Raw genomic sequence first — 24,592 nt, forward strand, 5'->3', positions numbered from 1 at the left:
CCCCGTGAGGCTGGCAGGTTGCAGTTGTTGATCCACTTCCCGGGCCGCTGAGCCACTACCATCGCAGCATGGAGAATTATGAAGCCTCGTTTCAAGGTTTTGCAGCTACAGCCGGATTACAACGTAAAGGAAAATGACTTCGCCGATCTGGCGGAGCAGATTATCAAATCGCTTCCGGCAGAGCGCTTCGAGGTGACTTCGGCGTTTCTGCGGGGGCATCCGGCTCCCGGGCAACCCTTGAGCGTGGCGGATCACTCCAAGTACTTCGAGTTTCCCTATAAGGCCGTCAAAGGGCTGCGCCTGGGGGCCATGTGGCAGATCTACAAGTACTGCCGTGAGCAACAATTCGATGTGGTGATTTGCAACCGATTCAAGTCATTGAACATGATGCTGGTGCTCAACCGCTGGCTGAAAATCCCATTGTGCATCGGGATTGCCCACGGTTTTGAAGAGTACGACCGCCTCTATCGTCGTCTTCATCATCAGCGTTGGGTCAGTCCGAACTGGCGATTTGTCGGGGTTTCGGCGGCGGTCAGAGACTATTTGGTGGAACTGAACTGTGGTTTTACACGGCAGAACACCACGTTTGTCACCAATGCCATCGATATCGAGCAGTCCGAGCGGTTGCAACTGCCTCGCGATCAGGCCCGCGAGGCGCTGGGCCTTGCGCTCGAGCCGCGGATCATCGGCGCGTTGGGTCGCCTGGTGCCGATCAAGGGGCACGACCATTTGCTACAGGCTTTTGCCTTGCTCAAGGACAAGTACCCGAACGCGCAGGTGGCGATTATCGGCTCCGGGCGTGCCGAAGCGGACTTGCGGGCCGAGATTGAACGTCTGGGGCTGACGGGCCGCGCGCATTTGACCGGTTTTCGTGAGGACGCCATGAAGTATGTGCGGGCGTTTGATATTTGGACCATGCCTTCGCTGACCGAGGGGTTGGGGTTGGCGTTGCTGGAAGGCATGAGTGGGCACTTGCCTGTCATTGCTTCCAACGTTCCGGCGATGTTGCCGCTGGTGCAGGGCGCCGGTGGCCTGTCCCACGATCCGGGCAATGTGGAGCAACTGGCCGCAGCGCTGGACACCTATCTGGCGATGAGTGATGAACAGCTGCGCGCCAAGGGTGAGCAGGTCTTTTGTTACCTGGAAGAGCATCACACCCTGACGGAGTTCCGGCAAAAGTACCAAGACTTGATTGAAACCAGTCTGCGCGAGGTGGGACGGGCATGAGTCAGCAGCCGCTGGTTTCGGTTGTCATCGCTTCCTATAACCATGGACCCTACATCGAGCAGAGCATTCTGAGCGTGCTGGGCCAGACATACCCGAATATTGAGCTGTTGGTGGTCGACGATGGTTCGACAGACGATAGCGTCGAGCGCATTACGCGGCTGCAGGCCGAGCATGGATTTGATTTCCGGACCCAGCAGAACCAGGGGCTGACGCGCACCCTCAATGGGGCCATTGCTCGAACCAAAGGTAGCCTGATTGTGTCCTTCGGTTCGGACGACATCATGTTTCCCGAGCGGATCGCCACGCAGGTTGCTTATATGGCCGATAAGCCTGAAGTGGGTATTTGCGCCGGTAATATGGAAATCATCGACAGTAATGGCGAACTGATGCCGGAAAAGCGCCAGCACCGTGACCTGCCGTTCCGGCGCCTGAACTTCGATGAAATGTTCATGGGGCTCAAACCGTTTCCGCCAGCACCGACGCTGATGCTGCGTCGTGAGGCCCTGGACAAGGTCGGCGGCTTCGATCCGGAGATCCCCCTGGAGGACCTGTACATCGAACTCAAGATCACCCATGCCGGTTATTACATCGATGTGCTGAATGTGGTCATGGCCCAATACCGCCAGCATGCGACCAACTCATACAAGAACCACCGGTTCATGATCAACAACATCCTCAAGACCTATGGGCTGTTCAGCGATCATCCCGGTTACGATATCGCCCGTTATAAATTCCTGAATTCGATGTTTGTCAAAACCGCCAATCGAGATAGGGCGTTGGCTCGCGAGTTGCTCAAGCAGCTTCCGTTCAAATACTTTGATCGCAAGACCTGGCGTGGTTTGGGTCGCTTGTTTTTCTCGCGACAACACAGGGGATAACGGCGTGGGCTGGCTTGAACGCTATCGGGAAAAACGCGCCAAGCGTGCGATTCGCAAACTGCCGAAAATCGAGCAGGGAGGCGCACGTTTTCGCCTTCAGTACCCTGACTATGATTATGGCTATGGCAGCTATGGCGTGCCGCTGGTCCATGATTGGTATGAAGGTACGACGTTGCGTATCGGGGCCTATTGTTCGGTCGCCGGTGGTGTACAGATTTTTCTCGGCGGCCATCATCGTGCTGATTGGGTGACTACTTTCCCGTTTCCCGCCATGTTGCCGCAGGTGTCGCAGATTGCCAACTATGGCGGTTCTCGCGGTGATGTCAGGGTCGGCAACGATGTGTGGCTTTGTTCCAATTGCACGCTGCTTTCCGGCGTCACCATCGGTGATGGCGCGATTGTCGCCGCTGGTGCGGTGGTGACTCGGGATGTTGAGCCTTATGCCGTGGTAGGCGGGAATCCAGCGCGCTTTCTGAAGTGGCGTTTTCCAGAGGACCAGCGCCTTGCATTATTGCAAAGTGCCTGGTGGAGTTGGCCTAAGGACGAAGTGCGGGGTTTGGCCGACAAGCTTTGCAGCGACGATATTACCGGGTTTCTCGCCTACGCCAGGCAGCGCACAGCCTCTTGAGTCGTGAGGAGGGTACGCAACCTGATGTCTTGTGCTCGTCCGTCGATCCAGCTCGCCTTCGGAGCGGATGGTAACGACGGCGTGGAGTGCAAGTGAGCAGGCCAACCATGACTCAAGGTTGAGCTGGGTTCGCCTTTGCCAGTTGTTGATTGCGGCGGTTGGCGATGCTGAGTGCCGCGATCAGCGCCAAGGGGATCCACAGCAGGAACCAGTGTTCGCGCGGTCGTGTGATGATCGCGCCACCTTCGGTCAGGCCTGCACCAATGCCATAGACCAGCAAAGTGGAGGCGAGGACGAACATTGGCTGGAGTCGCTGTCGGTAGCTGCTGAGCAGGCCCCACACCAATACGAAGACCCAGGGGATCAGGCCTATGATCCCGACGTAGTAGAGAACCCCTAGAGCAAAATTGTGCGGCTCCTCCAGCAGAAAACCTATGCCAACATCGATGCGCAGTTCGGAGTCGTATCCATGACCGATCCAGGGATGTTCGGCGATTCGCTGCAAGGCAATTTGCCAGATCTGCAGGCGATAGGAGCTGCCACGGTCGCCCAATATCTCCGGGAACAACAGCAGAATGGCGGCTGAACCCAGCAGCATGCCCGCGATCATTAGCAGGGCCCTGCGATTGCGGCTGACAATACTCAGCCACAGGATGGACAGGGTAAGGGCGACCAGAGGGGTTCGCGAACCCGTTGCCATGACCGCGACCAGCATGACGGCCATCGCCGGTACGCTGAGCCAAAGGGCCGACAGGCGCTGGCTGGTAATGCTGATGTACAACCAGTAAATGCAGAAAAAACCGAACAGGTGAGAGCTCAGCAGCGGGTTGGTGAAGGCTCCTGCGCCAACCATGCGATGGCCTGGCGCATAGTCTTTTATAAACGATGCAAGGTCGCTGATGGTCGCGACCAGGGCGATGATTGCCGCGCAGAACAGCAGGGGTTTCAGGGCCTCGCCACGGTACTGGAGCAGCATGGCGCAACCGGCGAAGAGCATGAGGGGTTGCAGGGTGATTTTCATCATCCCGAAATCCGGGTTCTGCGGAGGGCTCCACAGCAGGGTCAGGCACAGCCAGATACAGAGCGCGAGGAATCCGGCAATAATCGGCTCACCCAGCAGGGTCTTGATTTCCCTCGGGCGCAGACAGAGCATCAGCAGCGAGGGGATACCGAACAGCCCGAGGTAAAATGTAGCCAGCGAGCTACGACTCTTGAGATAGAACATCCCTGAAAGCAAGATCAGCAATCCCAGCGGCAGGATCCATTGACACAGGAAGTCGAAAATACGGTTTGAGGCAGAGGTAAGGCGATTGGATTGCATGCAGGCAAGTCATTCCACAAGAGTGATCACCGCCCATCATAAGTGGGTGGCATTTCAATGTCATTGGTCGAGGCCCAGGATTGTTGCTTGTGCCATGTGCAGGTACAGCTGGGAAGCTGTGCTAAAGTCAGCCTCCTTTTTCATAATCGCCGCGTGATATGACCGAATCCAGTCTCAGCGCAAGCCCCTCGAGCTTGAAAGTATACTTCCGCCTACTCGGCTACGTACGGCCTTATATTGGCATGTTCGCCCTGAGTATCGTGGGTTTCCTGATATTCGCTTCGACCCAGCCGATGCTCGGCTATATTCTGAAATATTTCGTCGACGGCCTGTCCGATCCGCAAGCCGCGCTGTTTCCCTCGGTACCTTACCTGCGCGACCTGCAGTTGCTGCAGGCGGTGCCGCTGTTGCTGGTGCTGATCGCTGCCTGGCAAGGGTTGGGCTCGTACCTGGGTAACTTCTTCCTGGCCAAGGTGTCCCTGGGGCTGGTCCACGATCTGCGGGTGGAGCTGTTCAATAACCTGCTGACCCTGCCCAATCGTTATTTCGACACCCACAACTCCGGGCACCTGATCTCGCGCATTACCTTCAACGTGACCATGGTCACCGGGGCGGTGACCGACGCGATCAAGGTGGTGATCCGCGAAGGCATGACCGTGGTCTTCCTGTTCCTCTCGCTGCTGTGGATGAACTGGCGCCTGACCCTGGTGATGGTTGCCATCCTGCCGTTGATCGCGGTGATGGTCAGCACCTCCAGCAAGAAGTTTCGCAAGCAGAGCAAGAAGATCCAGGTCGCCATGGGTGATGTCACCCATGTTGCCTCGGAAACTATCCAGGGCTATCGCGTAGTTCGCAGCTTCGGCGGTGAAACCTATGAGCAGAAGCGTTTTCTCAAGGCCAGCCTGAGCAACACCGACCGGCAGTTGCGCATGACCCGCACCGGTGCGATCTATACGCCGATGTTGCAAATGGTGATCTACAGCGCCATGGCGGTGCTGTTGTTCCTGGTGCTCTACCTGCGTGGCGATGCCTCGGCGGGCGACATGATCGCCTACATCACCCTGGCCGGTTTGCTGCCCAAGCCGATTCGCCAGTTGTCCGAGGTCAGCTCGACGGTCCAGAAGGGGGTAGCGGGTGCCGAAAGCATCTTCGAGCAACTCGACGTCACTCCGGAAGTGGACAACGGTACCGTGGAGCGCGAGTCGGTCAGTGGGCATCTGGAAGTGCGCAACCTGAGCTTTACCTATCCGGGAACCGAGCGGCAGGTCCTGGACAATGTCAGCTTCAGTGTCGCTCCTGGCCAGATGGTCGCCCTGGTCGGCCGCTCCGGCAGCGGCAAGTCGACCCTGGCAGCCTTGATCCCGCGCTTTTATCACCATGGCAGCGGGGAGATTCTGCTCGATGGCGTGGAGATCGAGAACTATCGACTGCTGAACCTGCGTCGACACATTGCCCAAGTGACCCAGCATGTCACGCTGTTCAGCGACACCGTGGCGAACAATATCGCCTACGGCGATCTGGCCGGCGCTCCCCGGGCCGATATCGAGTCCGCGGCGGCGGACGCCTATGCCAAGGATTTCGTCGAGCAACTGCCCCAGGGCTTTGACACCCTGGTGGGTGAAAACGGCGTGCTGCTTTCCGGTGGCCAGCGCCAGCGTCTGGCAATCGCCCGGGCGCTGCTCAAGAACGCCCCGCTGTTGATCCTCGACGAAGCGACCTCGGCCCTCGACACCGAGTCGGAGCGGCATATCCAGGCTGCCCTGGATCATGCCATGCAAGGGCGCACCACCCTGGTGATTGCCCACCGGTTGTCGACGATCGAGAAGGCCGATCTGATCCTGGTCATGGACCAGGGCCGTATCGTCGAGCGCGGCACCCATGCCGAGCTGTTGGTTCAGAACGGTTACTACGCTCGGCTCAATGCCATGGGCCTGGATGAACCGGCACACGTCGGGATCGTCTGATCCGTTGGCAGGGCGCGCGACGCTGGTCGTTGCGCCCTGTTTTGTCTAGGCAAGCCTTCGGCAACCCTGTGTTAATATCGCGCCCCTGTTCATTTTTTATGTGGGTTGCTCCATGAAGTTGTCCATGCCGCGATTCGATCAAGCCCCTGTCTTGGTGGTCGGCGATGTCATGCTCGACCGTTACTGGCATGGTGGTACCTCACGGATTTCTCCTGAGGCCCCGGTACCGGTGGTCAAGGTCGAGCACATTGAAGATCGCCCCGGCGGCGCCGCCAACGTTGCCCTGAACATCGCCGCCCTGGGTGCCCCGGCATCGCTGGTGGGGGTCACTGGTGACGACGAGGCGGCCGACAGCCTGGCCAACAGCCTCGAGGGCGCCGGGGTCCGGGCCCTGTTCCAGCGCATTGCGCACCAGCCGACCATCGTCAAGCTGCGGGTCATGAGCCGTCACCAGCAGTTGCTGCGGATCGACTTTGAAGAACCCTTCGCCACCGATGCCCTGGCCCTCGGGGCTGAAGTCGACGGTTTGCTCGAAGGGGTCAAGGTGTTGGTGCTGTCCGATTACGGCAAAGGCGCCTTGAAGAATCACCAAGCCCTGATCCAGGCCGCCCGGGCACGGGGTATCCCCGTGCTGGCCGACCCCAAGGGCAAGGACTTTTCGATCTACCGTGGCGCGAGCCTGATCACGCCGAACCTCAGCGAATTCGAAACCATTGTCGGCGGTTGCGCCGATGAGCATGAGCTGGTGACCAAGGGCGCCCAGTTGATGCAGGACCTGGACCTCGGTGCCTTGCTGGTGACCCGTGGCGAGCATGGCATGACCCTGCTGCGCCCCGATCATCCGGCGCTGCACCTGCCGGCCCGGGCCCGCGAAGTGTTCGATGTGACCGGTGCCGGCGATACGGTGATCTCGACCCTGGCAGCGGCCATTGCCGCGGGCGAAGAACTGCCCCACGCGGTGGCCTTGGCCAACCTCGCCGCCGGCATCGTCGTCGGCAAACTCGGTACGGCGGCCATCAGCGCGCCTGAACTGCGCCGGGCGATCCAGCGCGAGGAAGGTTCCGAGCGCGGTGTGCTGGGCCTTGAGCAATTGCTGCTGGCGGTCGACGATGCCCGGGCGCACAACGAAACGATCGTGTTCACCAATGGCTGCTTCGACATCCTCCATGCCGGTCACGTGACCTACCTGGAGCAGGCGCGGGCCCAGGGCGATCGTTTGATCGTCGCGGTCAACGACGACGCCTCGGTGAGCCGCCTCAAGGGTCCCGGCCGTCCGATCAACAGCGTTGATCGGCGCATGGCCGTACTGGCCGGCCTGGGTGCGGTGGACTGGGTTATCAGCTTCCCTGAGGGTACGCCGGAAAACCTGCTGGCCCAGGTCAAGCCGGATGTGTTGGTCAAGGGTGGGGATTACGGGATCGACCAAGTGGTCGGCGCCTCCATCGTGACGGCCTATGGCGGTACGGTGAAAGTGCTGGGGCTGGTGGAAAACAGCTCGACCACGGCGATTGTCGAGAAGATCCGGAGCAACTGATAAGCGCCAGGCCCGTGTGTGGGAGCCGGCTTGCCGGCGATGAGGCCCTTGAGCCTTGTGGTGACTATACGGTCGCCATCGCCGGCAAGCCGGCTCCCACAGGGATGGCGTACATTCCTCCCTGTCAGCGCCCGGTTTTCAGCGGCACGATCTTGCGCAGGATCTGCCGTGCCTTGCCGGTCAGGCGCTTGATCTTCGATTCTTTCTCAGGCTCGCCCAGCCCTTGCTGGCGGACCCAGTCCTTCCAGCGAATCCGCTCCTCGCGCACCACCCAGCCTTCCTGTCGGGCAAAGCTTTCCGCCAGGTACAGGCCACGGGTACTGGCCGGATGCAGTTGATCCTTTTTCAGCGTGTAAAGCTCGGCGCAGGGCTGCCCGTCCTTGAGCGGCATCAGGTACAGGTCGGGTCGGCCGCGGTCCAGGCGAGCCACCAGTTGATCGTTTTCCAGGCGCTCGTCGACATGGAACAGGCTCAGGGACTTGGCCTCGCGCGGGACGTCCAGGCGCAGGTCATAGATCAGTTGCAATGACGCCGTGGGCAGGTGCACGTAGGTCCGCGGTCGCTCCATCAGTTGCTGGGCACCGCAGCGTACCGGCCGCGCCGCTCCGGACAAGGGCGTCAAGCGAAAGGGCAGGGCCTCGCGGTAATGCAGGGCCGCCGAGTAGGGCGTCGGCAACCAGGTGTCGTTGAAGCGGCCACCGAGCCAGCCTTCCGGGGTTTCCAGCAGGCACTCCTCGGCGATTTCGGCAATCGCGGTGAGCAGCGGGATGGCCAGTTCATGGGCCGGGACATAGCCGGAAATCAGTTTGAGCACCACATCGCCGCGATCCTGGCGCCGCTGGCGGACCAGCACCCAGTAATCGCGATTGTGCCAGTGCAGGGTCAGCCGCACAGAGACGCCGAGATTGGCCAGTTCCAGGGCGAAGCGCTCGGGGTTGGCCACCGTGACCGGTTTGCGCTTGTGCAAGGTTTGCGCAAAGTTCAACGGCATCCCGACGCTCTGGTAGCACAAGCCTTCGGGTGTCGCCTCGACGAGTAACGGCAGGGTCTTGAAGTCGCTGGGGTTCTTGCGTATTAGCGTCCGCGGCATCTCGGCTCCTTCTTGCGTCGGGGTCGGCCGCCTGGGCGGCATCAGTTTTGGCGAATGACCCGGGCCACCGTCGCCACATTGTCGGCGAGGTGCCGCGGGTTGATGGTGCCGACAATAGCACTGGCAACGCCGGGCTGTGCAAATAGCAGTTCGAAGCTGGCCCGCACCGGGTCGATATCCGGGGCCAGGCAGGCGTGGCCGCTGGCCAGGGCCTTTTTCACCAGGATCGCCTTGCCGTGGCTGGCAGCATAGTCGATGACCGGCTTCTCGCCCTGTTCGTTCAGATTGTAGGTGATCATCGCGCAATCACCTTGTTCCAGAGCCTTCAGCCCACCTTCGACGGTTTTGCCGGAAAAACCGAAAGCACGGATCTTGCCTTCGCGTTTCAAGGCCGCAAGGGTCTGGTAGACATCGCTGTGTTCGAGGATTGCCAGATCGTTGCCGTCGGAGTGCACCAGCACCAGGTCGATAAAGTCGGTTTCCAGGCGTTGCAGGCTGCGCTCCACGGAAAAGCGCGTGTGGGCGGCACTGAAATCATGGCTCGATTGGCCGGCTTCGAACTCTTCGCCGACCTTGCTGACGATCACCCACTCCTGGCGTTGGCCGCGTAGCAGCGGGCCAAGGCGTTCTTCGCTGCGGCCATAGGCCGGCGCGGTGTCGATCAGGTTGATGCCCAGGTCGCGGGTCAGCTGGAGCAACTGGCGGGCTTGCTGATCGTCGGGAATCTGGAAGCCGTTGGGGTATTTGACCCCCTGGTCGCGGCCGAGCTTGACGGTGCCCAGGCCCAGGGGCGACACCCGCAGGCCGGTACCGCCCAGGGCCCGATGCAGGTCGTGCAGGGTCGGCTGGCTCATGGCAGCAGTTGCTCCCAAGGGGTTTGCCCCATGGTCGGTTTCGGCAGTTCGGGCAAGGTGGTTGCCGGGCCCGGGCGAATACCGTCGCGCTCCAGGCTCTTGAACACGCGATCGGCGAAGTCCGGCGCCAGGGCCAGCTTGGTCGGCCAGCCCACCAGCAGGCGATCCTGCTCGGCGAGGAAGGCATTGTCCGGACGGGTCAGGCCCGATTGCAGCGGCTCGGCGCGCTCCACCCGCAAGGTGGCCCATTGTGCCTGGCTGAGGTCGACCCAGGGCAGCAGGTTGCCCAGCTCCTTCTGTGCGCTGGCGATTTGCGCGGCAGGCTCGCGGGCGACGCCTTCGGCCTCGGCGATATCACCGCCGAGGTACCAGACCCATTGGCCATCGGCCGCCGGATGGGTGGTCACGGTAATGCGCGGCTTGGGCCCGCCGCCCAGGCAATGGGCGTACAGCGGCTTCAGGCTCGGGCCTTTGACCAGCACCATGTGCAAGGGTCGCGTCTGCATGGCCGGCTGACTCAGGCCCAGGGCCTTGAGCAACGCGGCGTTGCCGGCGCCGGCGCTGAGCACGATGCGCTGGGCATGGATATTCCGTCCGTCGACCCGCAGGCCGACCAATTGCTCGTTGTCCAGCAGCGGTTCGATAGTGTGGCCGGCGAGCAAGCCGTTACCGGCCAGTTCGGCCAGGCGGGTGATCAGGCTCGGCACATCGATCACCAGTTCGGCCAGGCGATAGACCTTGCCCTTGAAGCGCGGGTCTTGCAGGGCGGGCGGCAGTTGTTCGCCCTTGACCTGGTCGACCCGGCCGCGCACCGCCTTGCTGGCGAAGAAGCTGGTGAGGTTGCCGGCCAGGGTGCCGGGGGACCAGAGATAATGGGCTTCGGACAGCAGGCGCACGCCCGTCAGGTCGAGCTCGCCGTTGCCGGCCAGGGCTTCGCGCCAGCGCCGCGGCATATCGGCGATGGCTTCCGAGGCGCCGCTCAGGGCCCCGTGCAGGGCGTACTTGGCGCCGCCGTGGATGATGCCCTGGGACTTGACGCTCTGTCCGCCGCCGAGGCTGGCGCTTTCCACCAGGACCGTCGAAAAGCCCTGGCGGCGCAGGCGCGCGTTGAGCCAGAGACCGGCAACGCCGGCGCCGACAATCAGGACATCGGTGGAGAGAGCGGATGGCATGCGACAACCTCGGTGTTCAAGACAAGGCTCGCAGTATACAGGCTCATGACAGGGCGGTTGGCTGTCGATCGCGCTCTTGGGGGGTATTCCGGTGGTGCGCGGGTTTGTGTAGGAGCAGCCGGTCGACGCTCCTACAATGGGAATTTGCCCGCGCGTCACGGGGGCCCTAGTGCCCGGCGGTCTTCGAGAACAGCTGGATCACCACCACCCCGAGCACGATCAGGCCCATGCCGAGCATGGCCGGGATATCCAGCTTCTGGCCGTAGAGAAACAGCGCCGCGACGCTGACCATCACGATCCCCATCCCGGCCCAGACCGCGTAGGCGACGCCCACCGGCACCGTGCGCACCACCAGGGTCAGCATCCAGAACGCAATGGCATAACCGACGATGATCAGCAGCAGGGGGAGCGGCGTGCTCAGGCCCTTGACCGCTTTCATGGAAACGGTGGCGATGACTTCGGCGCAGATGGCAATGGCCAGGTAGTAGTAAGCGTGCATGGGGCAATCTCTCGTGTTGGGGCCTGCTGATAAGGTTGGCATTCTAGAGAGTCGACAGATGGGGTAAAGTCATTACCTATCTGAAAAGAAGATGGGTTGTTCATGAGTATTCAGTGGAACCTGGAGCAGATGCGCCTGTTTGTCGGTGTCGCCGAGCAGCGTTCGTTTTCCGCCGTGGCCCGTGAACAGCGCAAGGCGCAGTCGGCGGTCAGCAATGCGATCGCCCTGTTGGAAACCGACCTGGGGGTGACGCTGTTCGAGCGTAGCAGCGGTCGCCAGCCGAAGTTGACCGAGGCCGGCGCCGCCTTGCTGGAAGAGGCGCGGGAAGTGCTGCGCCAGTGCGATCGCCTCAATGGCCGGGCGTTGGCCTTGATGCGCGGGCAGGAGGCCTGTTTGCGCCTGGCCCAGGATGAGGCCATGCCCTACCAGCCGGTACTCGACAGCCTGGAGGCACTGTCTGAGCATTACCCCAGTGTCGAGGTGCAACTGGCCAGCGGCGCCCAGGGTGATGTCGCGCGCAAGCTGGTGGAGCGCCGTGCGGACCTGGGCCTGCTGTTCCACCACGAGCAGATGCCGCAGACCCTGGAGCGGCGCGTGCTGGGCAGTGTCGAAATGGTCACGGTGTGCGCAGTCAATCATCCGCTGGCGGCGCAGCGACAGGTCAACCGCCGGCAACTGGCCCAGCATCGGCAATTGCTCATCGCCCCGCAACAGAGCGGTTATCCCGGCGGCGAGCCGCTCAGCCCGCAAGTCTGGCGGGCGGACTCCTTCTACGTGATGGCCGAACTGCTGATGCGTGGTCTGGGTTGGGCCTGGTTGCCGCGTCATGTGGTGCAATACCCGGCGTACCAGAACCAGATGGTCGAGCTGCGTAGCGAATGGACGCCGCCGGCGCTGGTGGTGGAGCTGGTCTGGCGCCGTGACGAACCCCTGGGGCCGGCGGCGCGCTGGTTGGCCGAACGGTTTGCCGAGCACTTGCAGGCGATTGGTTGAAAAAGCCGATAAACTCCCTCGCCATGAATAGAACTCTCTACAGCTTTTTGTTTCATTTGGGGCTGCCGCTGGTGGCGTTGCGTCTATGGCTGCGGGCGCGCAAGGCCCCGGCTTATGCCCGGCGTGTCGGCGAGCGCTTTGCCAGTGGCCTGCCGACACTGCGCCCGGAGGGGATCTGGGTGCACGCGGTGTCGGTCGGCGAGAGCATTGCCGCCGCGCCGATGATCCGCGCGTTGCTGGCGAAGTATCCACAGTTGCCGATCACGGTGACCTGCATGACGCCCACCGGTTCCGAGCGGATCAAGGCGCTATTCGCCGACGAGCCGCGGATCCAGCATTGCTACCTGCCTTACGACTTGCCGTGGGCGGCGGCGCGGTTTCTCAATGTGGCCCGGCCGAAGCTGGCGGTGATCATGGAAACCGAGCTGTGGCCCAACCATATCCATCAGTGCGCCAAGCGCGGGATTCCGGTGGCGTTGGCCAATGCGCGGTTGTCGGCGCGTTCGGCCAGGGGGTATGGGCGCTTCGCTCGCTTGACCCGGCCGATGCTGGAAGAAATGAGCCTGATCGCGGTGCAGACCGAAGCCGAAGCCGAGCGTTTCCGGCAGTTGGGCGCGCGGCCTGAATGTGTCGAGGTGACGGGTTCGATCAAGTTCGACTTGAGCATCGACCCGCAACTGCTGGTGCGCGCCGCCGAGTTGCGTGGGCAATGGCAGGCACAGGAGCGGCCGGTGTGGATCGCCGCGAGTACCCATGAGGGGGAGGACGCGGTGGTGCTGGCGGCCCATCGGCAATTGCTGGACAGCTATCCGAACGCCCTGTTGATTCTGGTGCCGCGTCATCCGGAGCGTTTCGACAGTGTGTTCGCCCTGTGCCAGGAGCAGGGCTTTTCGACGGTACGGCGCTCCAGTGGCGAACCGGTCAGTGCGCAAACCGCGGTGCTGCTCGGTGACACCATGGGTGAACTGTTGTTTCTCTACGCCCTGGCCGACAGCGCGTTTGTCGGCGGCAGCCTGGTCCCCAACGGCGGGCATAACCTGCTGGAGCCGGCGGCGCTGTGCAAGCCGGTGTTGAGCGGGCCGCACCTGTTCAACTTCCTCGAGATCGCCGCGTTGATGCGCGAGGCGGGGGCGTTGCAGGAAGTCGAGGATGCCGAAGGGCTGGCCGTGGCGGTACAGCGTCTGTTCGAATTGCCGCGCGATGCGCAGAAGATGGGCGAGGCGGGGCTGAAGGTGATGAAGGCCAACCAGGGCGCATTGCAGCGCCTGCTGGATGGGTTGGGGCGCTTGCTGTCGCTGTCGCGTTAGTCCCGTCGACGCGATCCTTGTAGGAGCCGGCTTGCCGACGATGGCGTCGGTTTGGACGGCGTGGGGCTCAAGGCCCTCATCGCCAGCAAGCTGGCTCCTACAGGGTTTCGTGGCGTTCTCAAGGTCTCCATCAATACTTCGGACTGCCCTTGAGATTGGCCGCCGCGGCCTTCGCCAGATCCGGCGGGAGGAAGTCCTTGTCCGGGTTGTAGTCGGCCTTCAGATAGCGCTGCAGGTCGCTCAGGTCGCCCGGGTTCAAGGTGCCCGCTGCCTGCTTCAGGCGCAGGTTGTCGAGAATGTAGTCATAGCGGGTGTTGTTGTAGTCGCGCACCGAGGTGTACAGCTGGCGCTGGGCATCGAGCACATCGACGATATTGCGCGTGCCCACCTGATAACCGATTTCGGTCGCTTCCAACGCACTCTGGTTGGAGATGATCGACTGTTTGCGTGCCTGCACCTGTTCCACATCGGTGTTCACCGCGCGATGCAGGTTGCGGGTATTTTCCACCACCTGGCGGCGCAGGGCTTCACGCTGCTGTTCGGTCTGGCTCAGGCGCGAATAGGATTCACGCACCTGCGAGCTGGTCAGGCCACCGCTGTAGAGCGGGACAGTCAATTGCAGGCCGATCGTGGTCTGCTTCACGGGGCCGGCATAGTTCTGGTTCAGCGCGTTGGGGTTGCTCAGGCCGAAACCGTCGTTGTCGCCGGCCTCGTACTTGGCCACCGCATCAAGGGTCGGGGCATGGCCGGCCTTGCGCTGTTTGAGGGTTTCCTCGGCGGCGCTGACGGCATAGTTGCTCGCCAGCAGGTTGAGGTTCTGTCGGGCCGCGGTGTCGACCCAGGCCTTGGCATCATTCGGGGTCGGCGCCAGCACCGGCAAGGTGTGGACGATGCCCTGGATCGAGTTGTACTGACGGTTGGTCAGGGTGATCAGGGCTTCGAAGGCGTCCGCCACCGCGCGCTGGGCAACGATCCGGTTGGCCCGAGCGGTGTCATAGCTGGCCTGGGATTGCAGCACGTCGGTCTTGTCCGACAGGCCGACGTCGAAGCGCTCGTTGGACTGGTCGAGCTGGCGCTTGAACGCCGCTTCCTCGGCCTTGGTCGAAGCCAGGGTGTCCTGGGCGCGCAGCACCGCGAAGTAGCTTTCGGCGCTTTGCAGGATCAGGTTCTGCTCGGTCGCCGAGAGTTGCAGGGCGGCCTGTTCGTTGACGTCCTTGGCAGCCTGGTACTGGAACCAGCGGTCGGCACGGAACAGCGGCTGGGCCAGGGTCGCCTGGTAGGTGGTGGCGCTGCGGTTCAGGCTGGTCGACGGTTGGTCGATGGAGGTGTGGACGTTGTTCACATCGGCACCGGCCGACAGGTTCGGCAGCAGGCCGGCGCGGGCCTGGGGCACTATTTCCTTGCGTGCGTCGTAGTCGGCGCGGGCGGCGGCCAGGTCGGCGTTATTGCCCACGGCCTCCTGGTACACGCTGACCAGGTCGGTCTTGGCCGTCAGGGGCGTTTCAGCTGCCCAGACCCATCCGTTGGTCGCACAAGACACGGCCAGGGCCAGTGAAAATTTGCGCAGCATGAGACAGTTCCTAGAGTAAATATTACGGTGGTAATGCGATGACCGAGGCTACTGCCCGGCTTGCCCAGCGTCAAGACGTAGCGAGTGTAGTGCCGGGGCGGGGCGGCAACAATCCGGTATATCTGCCATTTATCCAGACGAATCAGGGGGAGATGGCATTATGTCGCAGTCTTCTCTACACTCGGCTGGTTCTTGTCGGGGTGCCTTGCTATGAGGCTGAGATCGGATAATTCCGGATCCCGTTGAACCTGATCAGGTTAGCGCCTGCGTAGGGAACAAGATTTCTCGTCCCCCGGCGAGTCCTCTTGTGCTCCGTCCGGGATGTTGTTCGACAATCGAACAGCGTTCTGCAGGACCGAGCACAGCACCCGTTCTGGTGCGTCCGTACCTTCAGGTTCGTCCCGACAATCCCCTGGATACCGTCTGGAGAGCCGTGATGAGTACAAAATCAAAAGATGCCGCCAACCTCAGCGATTCAGCCAAGGTCGATGAGCAATCGGTACAGCCTTTTACCCGTTCGCAGAAAATCTACGTGCAGGGCTCGCGCCCGGATATCCGCGTGCCGATGCGCGAAATCAGCCTGGATGTGACCCCGACCGATTTCGGCGGCGAGATCAACGCCCCGGTGCTGGTCTACGACACCTCCGGCCCCTACACCGACCCGAACGTGACCATCGATGTGCGCAAGGGCCTGGGCGATGTGCGCTCGGCGTGGATCGACAGCCGTGGCGACACCGAGCGCCTGACCGGGCTGAGCTCGAACTTCGGCCAGCAGCGCCTGGCCGACCCTGAACTGACCAAGCTGCGTTTCGCCCATGTGCACAACCCGCGTCGGGCCAAGGCCGGTGCCAACGTCAGCCAGATGCACTACGCGCGCCAGGGCATCATCACCGCCGAGATGGAATACGTCGCCATCCGCGAGAACCTCAAGCTGGAGGAGGCCCGTGCCGCCGGCCTGCTCAAGCAGCAGCACCCGGGCCACAGCTTTGGCGCGAGCATCCCGAAACAGATCACCGCCGAATTCGTCCGCGAGGAAATCGCCCGCGGTCGCGCGATCATTCCGGCCAACATCAACCACGTGGAGCTGGAGCCGATGATCATCGGCCGCAACTTCCTGGTGAAGATCAACGGCAATATCGGCAACAGCGCCCTGGGTTCTTCCATCGAGGAAGAAGTGGCCAAGCTGACCTGGGGCATCCGCTGGGGTTCGGACACGGTCATGGACCTGTCCACCGGCAAGCACATCCATGAAACCCGCGAGTGGATCATCCGCAACTCGCCGGTGCCGATCGGTACCGTGCCGATCTACCAAGCGCTGGAGAAGGTCAACGGCGTGGCCGAGGATCTGACCTGGGAGCTGTTCCGCGACACCCTGATCGAACAGGCCGAGCAGGGCGTCGACTACTTCACTATCCACGCCGGTGTGCTGCTGCGCTATGTACCGATGACCGCCAAGCGCGTTACCGGGATCGTTTCCCGTGGCGGCTCGATCATGGCCAAGTGGTGCCTGGCGCATCACAAGGAAAACTTCCTCTACACCCATTTCGACGAAATCTGCGAAATCATGAAGGCCTACGACGTCAGCTTCTCGCTGGGCGACGGCCTGCGTCCGGGCTCGATTGCCGACGCCAACGACGAAGCGCAGTTCGGTGAACTGGAGACCCTCGGCGAGTTGACCAAGATTGCCTGGAAGCACGACGTGCAGTGCATGATCGAAGGCCCGGGGCATGTGCCGATGCAGTTGATCAAGGAGAACATGGACAAGCAGCTGGAGTGCTGCGACGAGGCGCCGTTCTATACCCTCGGCCCGCTGACCACCGACATCGCACCGGGCTATGACCACATCACCTCCGGCATCGGCGCGGCGATGATCGGCTGGTTCGGTTGCGCCATGCTCTGCTACGTCACGCCCAAGGAGCACCTGGGCCTGCCGAACAAGGATGACGTGAAGACCGGGATCATCACCTACAAGATCGCCGCTCATGCCGCCGACCTTGCCAAGGGCCACCCGGGCGCGCAGATCCGTGACAACGCCTTGAGCAAGGCGCGTTTCGAGTTCCGCTGGGAAGACCAGTTCAACCTCGGCCTGGACCCGGATACCGCACGGGCCTATCACGACGAGACCCTGCCGAAGGATTCGGCCAAGGTCGCGCACTTCTGCTCGATGTGCGGGCCGAAGTTCTGTTCGATGAAGATCACCCAGGAAGTCCGTGAATACGCGGCCAACCAGCGTATCGAAGCGGTCGATGTGGAGGCCGCGCAGGGCATGGCGGAACAGGCCGAGCGCTTCAAGCGCGAAGGCAGCCAGTTGTACCAGAAGGTTTGACGCGATCTGAAGTAATAGGGTGCCTGTAAGGGCCCTTTCGCGGGCAAGCTCCGCTCCCACAGGACTTGAGTCGAGCCTGAGTTTGTGCACGACTGAGGACTTGTGGGAGCGGAGCTTGCCCGCGAAGAGGCCCTGGCAGGCGCCAGCGCATTCACGGCATAAACACTATCTTCGAGATCCCCCTCCCTTGAGCACACCTAGTAGCACCTATTCCCCGGATCTCGCGGTCCCCGCCGACAAGCGTGTGTTCGGCGCGCGCGATCTGTTTTCCCTGTGGTTCTCCCTCGGCATCGGCCTGATGGTCCTGCAAACCGGTGCCTTGCTGGCGCCGGGGCTGGGCCTGTCCGGCTCGTTGTTGGCGATCCTCCTCGGCACCGTGGTCGGCGTCCTGCTGCTGGCCGCGGTCGGCGTGATCGGCAGCGACACCGGCCTGTCCTCCATGGCCGCGCTCAAACTCAGTCTCGGCGAGTACGGCGCCAGCCTGCCGGCGCTGCTCAACCTGCTGCAACTGGTGGGTTGGGGCGCGTTCGAAATCATCGTCATGCGCGATGCGGCCAGCCTGTTGGGCGCCCAGGCGTTCAGCGCGGGCAGCCTGCTGGCCAACCCGCTGCTCTGGACCCTGGTGTTCGGCGCACTGGCGACCTTGCTGGCGGTCAGCGGTCCTTTGACCTTCGTACGCAAGATCCTGCGCAAATGGGGTATCTGGTTGCTGTTGGCGGCCTGCCTGTGGCTGACCTGGAACCTGTTTGCCAAGGCCGACCTGGCGGCACTCTGGGCGCAGGCCGGTGACGGTTCGATGCCGTTTGCCGTGGGCTTCGATATCGCCATTGCCATGCCGCTGTCCTGGCTGCCGCTGATCGCCGATTACTCACGCTTCGGCAAACGCGCGAAAAGCGTGTTCGGCGGTACGGCGCTGGGCTTTCTGATCGGCAACTTCTGGCTGATGAGCCTGGGCGTGGCCTACACCCTGGCGTTCGCCCCCAGCGGTGAAACCAATGCCTTGCTGCTGGCCCTGGCCGGTGCCGGGCTGGGCATTCCGCTGCTGCTGATTCTGCTCGACGAGTCGGAAAACGCTTTTGCCGACATCCACTCGGCGGCGGTCTCCAGCGGCATCCTGCTGCGTTGGAAGGTCGAACACCTGGCCCTGGCCATTGGCGTGCTCTGCACCCTGATCGCCTGCTTCGCACCGTTGGCGCAGTACCAGAACTTCCTGCTGCTGATCGGTTCGGTGTTCGCGCCGCTGTTCGGCGTGGTGCTGGTGGATCACTTCATCCTGCGTGGACGTAGCGCCGCGGGTGCCGCGTCGCTGTTGCGCTGGCCGGCGCTGTTGGCCTGGCTGGGTGGCGTGTCGACCTACCACCTGCTGGCCAACTTCCATCCGGAACTGGGCGCTACCCTGCCATCACTGCTGCTGGCGGGGTTGCTGCAAGGGCTGCTCGGTCGGGCGTTCAGCCTCGGGCGGGGAACCGCTCGGGCTTGAGCACGCCGTTGAGGCGCTGGTACGGAATGTTCAGCTCGATCAGGCCCATGGCGTAAGGGGCGATGGTCGTCACGTTGTACTTGAGGATCACGCCGTCGCTGGCCAGGGTGACGTTTGGGGTTTTCTGGAAGGGCCAGGATGTAACGAAGTCCTGGTCCAACCGGTTGTTGATCTGCCAGTTGTTATGGGCCACCTTGACCAGCTTCCAGAACGTCTCTTCCTGGCCCGGCAGCAGCATGTCCTGCAAGCTCAGGGCCTTCTGCTCCTGGCGTGACCAGGTGAGGAAACCGCGCCCCGGCATGCCGTGTTCGTCGCCGTCGTCCAGGTAGCTGGCGAGCTCGAGGATCACCAAGCCGTCATGCTGCTCGCGTACCTTGGCTTGCAAATAGCTGCTGTGGCGGCTTTCGGCAGTGGCGAGGAACTGTTCGCGATAGGCCTTGAGCGAGGTCGGCAATGGTCCGTTGGCCGAAGTGCGGCCCATTTGCAGCAATGTCCGCTCCACCGCGGCGTCCAGTTGCGGCTCATCGGGGAAATGCACGGTATCGATGTTCACCAGCGGGCAATCCGGATCGTTGCAGCCCGGCTTGATCTGTTCGGAGGTGTCGCTCTTGACGCTCAGCGGCGCCTTCAGGCTGGGCTGGAACAGGCTCTGGCAGGCGCCCAGGGTCAGGGCTATTACCGTCAGCGCGGCGATTTTAAAAAACGACATGGGTGTCCTTCGTCAGCGAAAGAAAGGTCAAGTGATCGTGCTTCGACTGTCAGCGGCGTACTCGGTTCGCCACTAAGCTAATTAGAGTAGGTTTCAGGGGCGCCCGTCTATCCCGGCGAGGGGAAAGGGCTGCATCATGGCACTTCGGCGCGTTAGGATGGTGCGAAGTCGAGGGAAAGCCTCGCCGCTATCGCAATGGGGAAGATGATGACGGACAGCACCAAGAGCAGCCCGACCACGGTCGAGATCATCCTGCGGGAGAACTGCTTCAAGGGTTTCTATCGACTCGATCGGCTGCACCTGCGCCATGAACTGTTTGATGGTGGCATGGGCAATACGATCAATCGTGAAGTCTTTGTCCGGCACGATGCGGTGTGTGTCCTGCCCTACGATGCTCGGCGCGATGAAGTGCTGTTGCTGGAACAATTCCGGGTGGGGGCCATGGGCAAGGCCGAGAATCCCTGGATGATCGAGCTGGTCGCCGGTCTGATCGACAAGGACGAAGAACCGGAAGAGGTTGCCCGCCGCGAGGCACAGGAGGAAGCTGATCTGAATCTGACGGCCCTGTGGCCGATCTCCCGGTACTTTCCGTCGCCGGGTGGCAGCAACGAGTTGGTGCATTTGTACCTGGGGCGCTGCGACACTCAAGGGGCTGGCGGCCTGTACGGGCTGGCAGAAGAAAATGAGGATATCCGTGCCACGGTCTGGGCTTTCGAAGAAGCCCTGCAAGCCGTGCGCGATGGGCGAATTGCCAACGCGGCGTCGATCATTGCCTTGCAATGGCTGGCATTGAACCGCGCTGAAGTGAGGGGGTTATGGTCGTAAGTCTGTTGCGCGAACGTTATCGGGTTGACCTGGTGGGGCTGCAAGCGGCCTGCGAGGCCAACTACGCACGCCTGATGCGGTTGCTGCCGCAGATGCGCGAGCAGCAGCGTGCACGGCGCATTGCCATGACCCAGGGCGAGCAGATGCTCGGCGTGCTGGCGCTGGAGGTGTTGCAGGATAATCCCTACACCACCACCTTGCTGGTGCGTCAGGAGCACAGCCTGCCGTGGTTGCCGGTGCCGCAGTTGCAGGTACAGGTCTACCACGACGCGCGCATGGCCGAGGTGATCAGTGCCGAGCATGCCCGGCGCTTTCGCAGTATCTATCCGTATCCTAACTCGGCCATGCACCAGCCGGACGAAAAAGCCCAGCTCAATGTCTTTCTCGGCGAGTGGTTGAGTCACTGCCTGGCCTGCGGCCATGAATTCGAGGCGGTTCGCTAGGTTGTATCCGGTTAAATGTGAAGTGTGTCCGTTTCGCCCATTTCCTCTTTACCGATTCCCCGACCATAATTGCCTGCGGCGCGCTTTCTTGACCGAAGCGTGCAGAACGACCCCTCAGTATTTTGCAGGAGAGCCTCTTGCCGAGCGTATCCACTCAGTCGACCCCCGCGGACGCCGTGCTGCTGGTGCAACTGTCCGACAGCCATCTGTTTGCCGAGGCGGACGCTACCTTGCTGGGCATGAATACCCGCGACAGCCTGCAACGGGTCATCGACTGCGTGTTGGCGGAACAGCCCGGCGTCGATCTGCTGCTGGCCACCGGCGACCTGTCCCAGGACGGAACAGTGGCGTCCTATCGGCAGTTCCGTGAGATGAGCGAGGTGATCGGCGCCCCGGCACGCTGGCTCCCGGGCAATCACGACGAGTTGCGGGAAATGGCCGAGGCCGCTCACCACAGCGACCTGCTCGAGCCGGTGGTGGATATCGGCAACTGGCGGATTACCCTGCTGGACTCCGCTGTGCCGGGCTCGGTACCGGGCTATCTGCAGGACGAACAGCTGCAGTTGCTCGCGCAATCGCTGAGCGAAGCACCGCAGCGTCATCATCTGGTGTGTTTCCATCACCATCCGATTTCCATCGATTGTGCCTGGATGGAGCCCATCGGCTTGCGTAACCCCGAGGCGCTGTTCGCCGTGCTGGACCGCTTTCCCCAGGTTCGCGCGCTGCTCTGGGGGCATATCCACCAGGAACTGGACCGCGAGCGCAACGGCGTGCGCTTGCTGGCGTCACCCTCTACCTGTGTGCAGTTCGCGCCGGGCAGCGAAGCGTTCAAGGTCGACGACAAGGCTCCAGGTTATCGCTGGCTGCGCCTGCATCCGGACGGACGGTTGGAGACCGCGGTTTCCCGGGTCCGTGGCTTCGATTTCGAGGTCGATTACGGCGGTACCGGCTACTGATCACTTCTGCTTAACAAGTAGGAAACGTCTCAAGGCGAGTCAGCGCGCCGGAGTCAGGCTAAACTGCGCGTCTTTGTCTGTGCGGTGCCTGGCGCTTGTGTGCGGGAGCCTGCCAATGGAGAGTGATCACATGTCCGGTTCGATCCTGTATATCCACGGCTTCAACAGCTCGCCGCTGTCGAAGAAGGCCACTCAGTTGATTCAACTGATGCAGCGCCTGGGCCTGGAAGCGCAGTTGCGGGTACCGGCCTTGCATCATCATCCACGCCAGGCGATGCTCCAACTGGAAACAGCGATTGCCGAACTCGGTCGTCCACTGCTGGTCGGCAGCTCGCTCGGCGGCTACTATGCGACGTGCCTGGCCGAGCGCCATGGCCTGAAGGCGTTGCTGGTCAACCCGGCGGTGGCGCCGCACCGGATGTTCGACGGCTACCTCGGTCCCCAACAGAACCTCTACAGCGGCGAGACCTGGGACCTGAGCGTCGATCATGTGACGGCCCTGGCCGAGCTGGAAGTCCCGGCCCCCCAGGACCCGCAACGTTTCCAGGTCTGGCTGCAGACCGCCGATGAAACCCTGGATTATCGTGCCGCCCAGCAGTATTACCGGGCCTGTGCCTTGCGTATCCAGGCCGGCGGCGATCATAGTTTCCAGGGCTTTGCCGAACAATTGCCGGCGTTGCTCAGCTTTGCCGGCATCGGTGCCGATAGATACCAGGCGATCGATTTTTCGCGGCTCTGATGCCCTGAGGCACGGTGCCTTGAGAATGACCCCTATTCATAGACGACTGACGACGAGACCCCATGGCCACTCCCAGCGCTAGCTCTTATAACGCAGACGCCATCGAAGTCCTCTCGGGCCTCGACCCGGTGCGCAAACGCCCGGGCATGTACACCGACACCAGTCGGCCGAACCACCTTGCCCAGGAAGTCATCGACAACAGCGTCGATGAAGCCTTGGCCGGGCATGCGAAATCGGTGCAGGTGATCCTGCACGCCGACCATTCCCTGGAAGTGTCCGACGACGGTCGCGGCATGCCGGTGGACATTCACCCGGAAGAGGGCGTGTCGGGCGTCGAACTGATCCTCACCAAGCTGCACGCCGGCGGCAAGTTCTCCAACAAGAACTACCAGTTCTCCGGCGGCCTGCACGGCGTCGGGATCTCCGTGGTCAACGCCTTGTCGACCCAGGTGCGGGTCCGGGTCAAGCGCGATGGCAACGAATACCAGATGACCTTCGCCGATGGCTACAAGGCTACCGAGCTGGAAGTGATCGGCACTGTCGGCAAGCGCAACACCGGCACCAGCGTGTACTTTGCGCCGGACCCGAAGTATTTCGATTCGCCGAAGTTCTCCGTCAGCCGCCTCAAGCACGTGCTCAAGGCCAAGGCGGTATTGTGCCCGGGGCTGCTGGTCAGCTTCGAGGACAAGGCCACCGGCGAGAAGGTCGAGTGGCATTACGAAGACGGCCTGCGTTCCTATCTGGTGGATGCGGTCAGTGAATTCGAGCGGCTGCCGGACGAGCCGTTCTGCGGCAGCCTCGCCGGTAATAAGGAAGCGGTGGACTGGGCTCTGCTGTGGTTGCCCGAAGGCGGCGACAGCGTCCAGGAAAGCTACGTCAACCTGATCCCCACCGCCCAGGGCGGGACCCACGTCAATGGCTTGCGCCAGGGCCTGCTCGATGCCATGCGTGAGTTCTGCGAATTCCGCAGCCTGCTGCCGCGTGGCGTGAAGCTGGCGCCGGAAGACGTCTGGGAGCGGATTGCCTTTGTTCTGTCGATGAAGATGCAGGAACCGCAGTTCTCCGGCCAGACCAAGGAGCGCCTGTCTTCCCGTGAAGCGGCCGCGTTCGTTTCCGGGGTGGTCAAGGACGCTTTCAGCCTGTGGCTCAATGCCAACCCCGAGCTGGGCATGCAACTGGCTGAGCTGGCGATCAACAACGCCGGCCGGCGCCTGAAGGCGAGCAAGAAGGTTGAGCGCAAGCGTATTACCCAAGGGCCGGCGCTACCGGGCAAGCTGGCCGACTGCGCCGGGCAGGACCCGATGCGGGCTGAGCTGTTCCTGGTGGAAGGTGATTCCGCCGGCGGTTCGGCCAAGCAGGCGCGGGACAAGGAGTTCCAGGCGATCCTGCCGTTGCGCGGGAAGATCCTCAATACCTGGGAAGTCGACGGCAGCGAAGTGCTCGCCAGCCAGGAAGTGCACAATATCGCCGTGGCCATTGGCGTCGATCCGGGCGCGGCGGACATCAGCCAGCTGCGCTACGGCAAGATCTGCATCCTCGCCGACGCCGACTCCGACGGCCTGCACATCGCAACCCTGCTCTGCGCCTTGTTCGTCCAGCATTTCCGCCCGCTGGTGGATGCCGGTCACGTCTACGTGGCGATGCCACCGCTGTATCGGATCGACCTGGGCAAGGAGATTTTCTACGCCCTCGACGAAGCCGAGCGCGACGGCATTCTCGATCGCCTGGTGGCCGAGAAGAAGCGCGGCAAACCCCAGGTCACCCGATTCAAGGGCCTGGGCGAGATGAACCCGCCGCAATTGCGGGAAACCACCATGGACCCGAACACCCGGCGCCTGGTGCAGTTGACCCTGGACGATTTCGAGGCCACCTCGGAAATGATGGACATGCTGCTGGCGAAGAAACGCGCCGGTGATCGCAAGACCTGGCTCGAATCCAAGGGCAACCTGGCCGAGGTCCTGACCTGATGCGCGGTTGCCCCGGCGGCGAACCACGGCTGCCGGGCCCGCGTGTTGAATACCCCCGAATTCACCTGCGCGGTGCTAACGCCGCCGCGCCAGACTACGAACTGATGAGG

At 62.3% G+C, this 24,592-nt stretch carries 21 protein-coding genes and 1 riboswitch; of the genes, 14 read left to right on the forward strand and 7 right to left on the reverse strand.

The features are described from left to right. The first annotated feature begins 78 nt into the window (after positions 1-78). From AC07VG_RS14235 to AC07VG_RS14245, 3 genes are read left to right on the forward strand one after another with little or no spacing between them, the layout of a single operon-like run. Complete coding sequence (locus tag AC07VG_RS14235) at positions 79-1,227, forward strand: glycosyltransferase family 4 protein (RefSeq protein ID WP_495001256.1); 1,149 nt, start codon at positions 79-81, stop codon at positions 1,225-1,227. Further along, on the forward strand, positions 1,224-2,105 hold the full coding sequence (locus AC07VG_RS14240; protein ID WP_495001257.1) for a glycosyltransferase: 882 nt from the start codon (positions 1,224-1,226) through the stop codon (positions 2,103-2,105). The genes AC07VG_RS14235 and AC07VG_RS14240 overlap by 4 nt, the downstream gene beginning before the upstream one ends. 4 nt (positions 2,106-2,109) lie before the next feature. After that, complete coding sequence (locus tag AC07VG_RS14245; RefSeq protein ID WP_495001258.1) at positions 2,110-2,733, forward strand: CatB-related O-acetyltransferase; 624 nt, start codon at positions 2,110-2,112, stop codon at positions 2,731-2,733. Between the two features lie 112 nt (positions 2,734-2,845). Here the strand turns inward: AC07VG_RS14245 and AC07VG_RS14250 are convergent, their stop codons facing one another. Then, positions 2,846-4,054, reverse strand: coding sequence for an O-antigen ligase family protein (locus tag AC07VG_RS14250; RefSeq protein WP_495001259.1), 1,209 nt, complete (start codon positions 4,052-4,054; stop codon positions 2,846-2,848). A gap of 158 nt (positions 4,055-4,212) precedes the next feature. On the opposite strand from AC07VG_RS14250, the gene msbA reads away from it, so the two are divergent. Both msbA and hldE read left to right on the forward strand, forming a co-directional pair. Next, on the forward strand, positions 4,213-6,018 hold the full coding sequence (gene msbA / locus AC07VG_RS14255; RefSeq protein WP_495001260.1) for a lipid A export permease/ATP-binding protein MsbA: 1,806 nt from the start codon (positions 4,213-4,215) through the stop codon (positions 6,016-6,018). Positions 6,019-6,130: 112 nt separating this feature from the next. Next, a complete protein-coding gene (hldE, locus tag AC07VG_RS14260; protein WP_495001261.1) occupies positions 6,131-7,552 on the forward strand; it encodes a bifunctional D-glycero-beta-D-manno-heptose-7-phosphate kinase/D-glycero-beta-D-manno-heptose 1-phosphate adenylyltransferase HldE in 1,422 nt (473 codons plus the stop codon). 124 nt (positions 7,553-7,676) lie between these two features. On the opposite strand, the gene AC07VG_RS14265 is transcribed toward hldE, so the two are convergent. From AC07VG_RS14265 to AC07VG_RS14280, 4 genes are all read right to left on the reverse strand, one after another. After that, on the reverse strand, positions 7,677-8,642 hold the full coding sequence (locus AC07VG_RS14265) for a metal ABC transporter ATPase (protein WP_495001262.1): 966 nt from the start codon (positions 8,640-8,642) through the stop codon (positions 7,677-7,679). 41 nt (positions 8,643-8,683) lie between these two features. Next, entirely contained in the window at positions 8,684-9,496 is an 813-nt protein-coding gene (locus AC07VG_RS14270) for an aldo/keto reductase (protein ID WP_495001263.1), read from the reverse strand. Further along, the gene (locus tag AC07VG_RS14275; RefSeq protein ID WP_495021381.1) at positions 9,493-10,668 is read right to left on the reverse strand and encodes an NAD(P)/FAD-dependent oxidoreductase; all 1,176 of its coding nucleotides are present in this window, start codon (positions 10,666-10,668) and stop codon (positions 9,493-9,495) included. Before AC07VG_RS14275 ends, AC07VG_RS14270 begins: the two co-directional genes overlap by 4 nt. Positions 10,669-10,834: 166 nt before the next feature. Then, positions 10,835-11,167 carry a DMT family transporter gene (locus AC07VG_RS14280; protein WP_100940484.1) on the reverse strand — a complete coding sequence of 111 codons (333 nt, stop codon included), beginning with the start codon at positions 11,165-11,167 and terminating at the stop codon, positions 10,835-10,837. Between the two features lie 108 nt (positions 11,168-11,275). On the opposite strand from AC07VG_RS14280, the gene AC07VG_RS14285 reads away from it, so the two are divergent. Then, positions 11,276-12,160 carry a LysR family transcriptional regulator gene (locus AC07VG_RS14285; protein ID WP_495021443.1) on the forward strand — a complete coding sequence of 295 codons (885 nt, stop codon included), beginning with the start codon at positions 11,276-11,278 and terminating at the stop codon, positions 12,158-12,160. A 23-nt stretch (positions 12,161-12,183) separates the two neighbouring features. Next, positions 12,184-13,467 (forward strand): lipid IV(A) 3-deoxy-D-manno-octulosonic acid transferase, encoded by a 1,284-nt coding sequence (gene waaA, locus AC07VG_RS14290; RefSeq protein ID WP_495001265.1) that lies wholly within the window; start codon positions 12,184-12,186, stop codon positions 13,465-13,467. A 130-nt stretch (positions 13,468-13,597) separates the two neighbouring features. Here waaA and AC07VG_RS14295 read toward each other — a convergent pair whose 3' ends face one another. Then, positions 13,598-15,037, reverse strand: coding sequence for a TolC family outer membrane protein (locus AC07VG_RS14295; protein ID WP_495001266.1), 1,440 nt, complete (start codon positions 15,035-15,037; stop codon positions 13,598-13,600). A gap of 186 nt (positions 15,038-15,223) precedes the next feature. Next, a riboswitch (TPP riboswitch) is annotated at positions 15,224-15,329 on the forward strand. Between the two features lie 144 nt (positions 15,330-15,473). On the opposite strand from AC07VG_RS14295, the gene thiC reads away from it, so the two are divergent. Both thiC and cytX read left to right on the forward strand, forming a co-directional pair. Next, positions 15,474-17,363, forward strand: coding sequence for a phosphomethylpyrimidine synthase ThiC (gene thiC, locus AC07VG_RS14300; protein WP_495001267.1), 1,890 nt, complete (start codon positions 15,474-15,476; stop codon positions 17,361-17,363). Positions 17,364-17,550: 187 nt separating this feature from the next. Next, the gene (cytX, locus tag AC07VG_RS14305; RefSeq protein WP_495001268.1) at positions 17,551-18,843 is read left to right on the forward strand and encodes a putative hydroxymethylpyrimidine transporter CytX; all 1,293 of its coding nucleotides are present in this window, start codon (positions 17,551-17,553) and stop codon (positions 18,841-18,843) included. Here the strand turns inward: cytX and AC07VG_RS14310 are convergent. Then, positions 18,812-19,552 (reverse strand): RsiV family protein, encoded by a 741-nt coding sequence (locus tag AC07VG_RS14310; RefSeq protein ID WP_495021382.1) that lies wholly within the window; start codon positions 19,550-19,552, stop codon positions 18,812-18,814. The two genes, cytX and AC07VG_RS14310, sit on opposite strands and share 32 nt — an antisense overlap. A gap of 207 nt (positions 19,553-19,759) precedes the next feature. Between AC07VG_RS14310 and AC07VG_RS14315 the strand changes: the two genes are divergently transcribed. The 5 genes from AC07VG_RS14315 to parE all read left to right on the forward strand — a co-directional run bounded on the left by AC07VG_RS14315 (position 19,760) and on the right by parE (position 24,482). Further along, complete coding sequence (locus tag AC07VG_RS14315; protein WP_495001270.1) at positions 19,760-20,377, forward strand: NUDIX domain-containing protein; 618 nt, start codon at positions 19,760-19,762, stop codon at positions 20,375-20,377. Continuing rightward, positions 20,368-20,820, forward strand: coding sequence for a DUF1249 domain-containing protein (locus AC07VG_RS14320; RefSeq protein WP_248745306.1), 453 nt, complete (start codon positions 20,368-20,370; stop codon positions 20,818-20,820). Before AC07VG_RS14315 ends, AC07VG_RS14320 begins: the two co-directional genes overlap by 10 nt. A 137-nt stretch (positions 20,821-20,957) precedes the next feature. Next, positions 20,958-21,776: a 3',5'-cyclic-AMP phosphodiesterase gene (gene cpdA / locus AC07VG_RS14325; RefSeq protein ID WP_495001271.1), complete on the forward strand. Its 819-nt coding sequence runs from the start codon at positions 20,958-20,960 to the stop codon at positions 21,774-21,776. A gap of 130 nt (positions 21,777-21,906) precedes the next feature. Next, a complete protein-coding gene (locus AC07VG_RS14330) occupies positions 21,907-22,515 on the forward strand; it encodes a YqiA/YcfP family alpha/beta fold hydrolase (RefSeq protein ID WP_495001272.1) in 609 nt (202 codons plus the stop codon). A gap of 62 nt (positions 22,516-22,577) precedes the next feature. Then, entirely contained in the window at positions 22,578-24,482 is a 1,905-nt protein-coding gene (gene parE / locus AC07VG_RS14335; RefSeq protein WP_495021383.1) for a DNA topoisomerase IV subunit B, read from the forward strand. Positions 24,483-24,592 lie beyond the last annotated feature (110 nt).

The organism is Pseudomonas sp. GW821-FHT03C07 (assembly GCF_059420925.1).

What these genes read in the sequence shown, in the direction of transcription:
- AC07VG_RS14270 (WP_495001263.1), bottom strand. Translation starts at nt 9,496, where the DNA reads ATGAGCCAGCCGACCCTGCACGACCTGCATCGGGCCCTGGGCGGTACC.
- AC07VG_RS14250 (WP_495001259.1), bottom strand. Translation starts at nt 4,054, where the DNA reads ATGCAATCCAATCGCCTTACCTCTGCCTCAAACCGTATTTTCGACTTC.
- msbA (WP_495001260.1), top strand. Translation starts at nt 4,213, where the DNA reads ATGACCGAATCCAGTCTCAGCGCAAGCCCCTCGAGCTTGAAAGTATAC.
- AC07VG_RS14240 (WP_495001257.1), top strand. Translation starts at nt 1,224, where the DNA reads ATGAGTCAGCAGCCGCTGGTTTCGGTTGTCATCGCTTCCTATAACCAT.
- AC07VG_RS14235 (WP_495001256.1), top strand. Translation starts at nt 79, where the DNA reads ATGAAGCCTCGTTTCAAGGTTTTGCAGCTACAGCCGGATTACAACGTA.
- hldE (WP_495001261.1), top strand. Translation starts at nt 6,131, where the DNA reads ATGAAGTTGTCCATGCCGCGATTCGATCAAGCCCCTGTCTTGGTGGTC.
- AC07VG_RS14265 (WP_495001262.1), bottom strand. Translation starts at nt 8,642, where the DNA reads ATGCCGCGGACGCTAATACGCAAGAACCCCAGCGACTTCAAGACCCTG.
- AC07VG_RS14320 (WP_248745306.1), top strand. Translation starts at nt 20,368, where the DNA reads ATGGTCGTAAGTCTGTTGCGCGAACGTTATCGGGTTGACCTGGTGGGG.
- parE (WP_495021383.1), top strand. Translation starts at nt 22,578, where the DNA reads ATGGCCACTCCCAGCGCTAGCTCTTATAACGCAGACGCCATCGAAGTC.
- waaA (WP_495001265.1), top strand. Translation starts at nt 12,184, where the DNA reads ATGAATAGAACTCTCTACAGCTTTTTGTTTCATTTGGGGCTGCCGCTG.
- AC07VG_RS14275 (WP_495021381.1), bottom strand. Translation starts at nt 10,668, where the DNA reads ATGCCATCCGCTCTCTCCACCGATGTCCTGATTGTCGGCGCCGGCGTT.
- AC07VG_RS14280 (WP_100940484.1), bottom strand. Translation starts at nt 11,167, where the DNA reads ATGCACGCTTACTACTACCTGGCCATTGCCATCTGCGCCGAAGTCATC.
- thiC (WP_495001267.1), top strand. Translation starts at nt 15,474, where the DNA reads ATGAGTACAAAATCAAAAGATGCCGCCAACCTCAGCGATTCAGCCAAG.
- AC07VG_RS14310 (WP_495021382.1), bottom strand. Translation starts at nt 19,552, where the DNA reads ATGTCGTTTTTTAAAATCGCCGCGCTGACGGTAATAGCCCTGACCCTG.
- AC07VG_RS14330 (WP_495001272.1), top strand. Translation starts at nt 21,907, where the DNA reads ATGTCCGGTTCGATCCTGTATATCCACGGCTTCAACAGCTCGCCGCTG.
- AC07VG_RS14295 (WP_495001266.1), bottom strand. Translation starts at nt 15,037, where the DNA reads ATGCTGCGCAAATTTTCACTGGCCCTGGCCGTGTCTTGTGCGACCAAC.
- AC07VG_RS14315 (WP_495001270.1), top strand. Translation starts at nt 19,760, where the DNA reads ATGACGGACAGCACCAAGAGCAGCCCGACCACGGTCGAGATCATCCTG.